The sequence below is a fragment of the Micromonospora sp. KC213 genome (assembly GCF_004348325.1).
In the GTDB taxonomy this organism is placed as follows: domain Bacteria; phylum Actinomycetota; class Actinomycetes; order Mycobacteriales; family Micromonosporaceae; genus Micromonospora.
In genome coordinates, this window is the sequence record NZ_SMKF01000324.1 from 1 (window position 1) to 2,169 (window position 2,169).

Here is a 2,169-nt window from a genome sequence, read left to right on the forward strand (position 1 = left end):
GCGACGTACCGGTCCAGCCCGGTGTTGCGGATCTTGGCTTCCTGGTACTGCGCTGTGCCGTTGGTCACCACCACCGGCATCCAGCCCGCGTCGTCGGCGATCCGCAGCGCGCAGGCCACCAGCGGATCCAGCCGGGTGTACGCCACGACCCCGTCGCGCAGTTCGTCGACCAGGTCGATCGCGGGGATGCGCAACGCGTAGCGGTCGCGGATGGCGTCCGCGAGGTCCCACCGGTCGGTGAGGCCGTCCGCGTCGAGGGAGACCAACCAGTCGATGTCGTCCGGCGGTGCCCCGATCTCCGCCAGGAACCACTCGCCCCAGGCGCGGAACGACCCTGCGCGATCGAGCAGGGTGTTGTCCAGGTTGAGCAGGAGCAGCGGCACTCGGGCACCTTACGGGAGAGAGAGCGGGCGTCGACAGGGCCGAGTGGCCTGCCGACGTCCCGTCAGGCCGGCAGCACTGTTCGGGGGAGTCGCGCCTCGGCGGATCGGTCGGCGGCCGGGGTGGGTGCGCCCCGGGTGGTCGGGGGTACGGGCACCGAGGCGACCGGGGGCGTCGTCACCCGGCGATCCTATCGGGCGCGCCACGTCCCGCTCTCCCGGCAGAGGAACAACCCAAGCCGTACGTACGGTTTGCGTAACGGACGGTCAGCTGGGACGATCGCACCTGTGCCCAGAGTAAGCCAGGACCAGCTCGACGCGCGCCGGCAGGAGATCCTCGGCGCGGCACGGGCCTGTTTCGCCCGGCACGGTTACGAGGGAGCCACCGTCCGCCGGCTGGAGGAGGCGACCGGGCTCTCCCGCGGCGCGATCTTCCACCACTTCCGGGACAAGGACTCGCTGTTCCTCGCCGTGGCGGAGGACGACGCCGCCACCATGGTGGAGACGGTCGCCCGCAACGGTCTGGTCCAGGTCATGCGAGACCTGCTCGTCGGGGCGGTCTCCCCGGACACCACCGGTTGGCTGGGCAGCCAACTGGAGGTGTCCCGCCGGCTGCGTACCGACCCGGCCTTCGCCCGCCGCTGGGCCGAGCGCTCCGCGGCGATCGCCGAGGCCACCCGCGAACGGCTGGCCCGCCAGCGGGAAGCCGGAGTACTGCGCGAGGACGTCCCGATCGACGTACTGGCCCAGTTCCTCGAACTGGCGTACGACGGGCTGGTGCTGCACCTGGCGATGGGCCGGCCCGCCGGCGACCTCGGTCCGGTGCTGGACCTGGTCGAGGAGGCCGTACGCCGGCGCTGACGCCGCTGCGTCTCGGTTCGGTCACCCCGCCGCCGGCACGGTTCGCCCGTGGCGGCGCTGCTCCACAATGGGGCCGCGACCCCGCGTGACAACAGGAGCAGTCATGACCGTCCTCTCCGCCCCGGGCGACACCTGGGGTATCCCCGGGCCCCTTTTCCTCGGCCTGTACCTGACGGCCGTCCTGGTGGCGGTCGTCGGCGCGCTCGTGCACCGGTCCCGCGTCCTCGCCGGGCAGAAAGCCGCCAGCGCCGGTCGGCTCGACCCGCAGCAGGTGGCGTACCTCAACGGCGGCGACCAGCTCGCGGTCTGGTCCGCGCTGGGCGGGCTACGCGGCAGCGGCGCCGTCGGTGTCCGGCCCGACCGGCGGCTCACCACCGGTGCTCCCCTGCCGGCCGGGGCGACCCCCCTCGACCAGGCCGTCCACCACGCCGCCCGGCGACACCTGTACGCCCGGGAGCTGGTCCGCGACGGGTGGGTGGTCCGCGCCCTGACCGACCTGCGCGGGGGCCTGGAGCGGCAGGGTCTGGTGCTCTCCGACGCGCAGCGCAGCGCCGCCCGCGGCGGCTCACTGGTGCTCGTCGGGCTGCTCGCGCTCGGCGCGATCCGGGCCGCCACCGGCCTGGCCAACGACCGACCCGTCGGGTTCCTGCTGCTCACCCTGGTCGCCCTGGCCGGCACGGCGATCCTGCTGAGCCGGGTGCCACGGCGAACCCGGGCCGCCGACGCCGTGCTGGGTGAGCTACGGCGGCGCCACGCCCACCTCACCCCCGCCTCCGCGCCGGCGTACGCCACCTACGGCCCGGCCGGGGCCGCCATGGGCGTGGCCCTGTTCGGGACCGTCTCGTTGTGGGGCCTCGACCCGGGCTTCGCCGAGCAGGCCGAGATCCAGCGACAGGCGTCGGGGATGGGCGGGTCCAGCGGCGGGGGC

2 protein-coding genes and 1 pseudogene are annotated in these 2,169 nt (G+C 74.2%); 2 read left to right on the top strand and 1 reads right to left on the bottom strand.

Annotated features, from left to right (window positions below; translation table 11 throughout):
* Window positions 1-383, bottom strand: a pseudogene (locus tag E1166_RS30295) (HAD family hydrolase); the annotation flags it as partial.
* Window positions 384-668: 285 nt separating this feature from the next.
* Here E1166_RS30295 and E1166_RS30300 point away from each other — a divergent pair.
* Both E1166_RS30300 and E1166_RS30305 read left to right on the top strand, forming a co-directional pair.
* Window positions 669-1,241, top strand: a complete 573-nt coding sequence (locus E1166_RS30300; RefSeq protein ID WP_132271148.1) for a TetR/AcrR family transcriptional regulator — start codon at window positions 669-671, stop codon at window positions 1,239-1,241.
* A 103-nt stretch (window positions 1,242-1,344) separates the two neighbouring features.
* Window positions 1,345-2,169: TIGR04222 domain-containing membrane protein (locus E1166_RS30305; RefSeq protein WP_132343218.1), on the top strand; the 825-nt coding region annotated here is incomplete at its 3' end.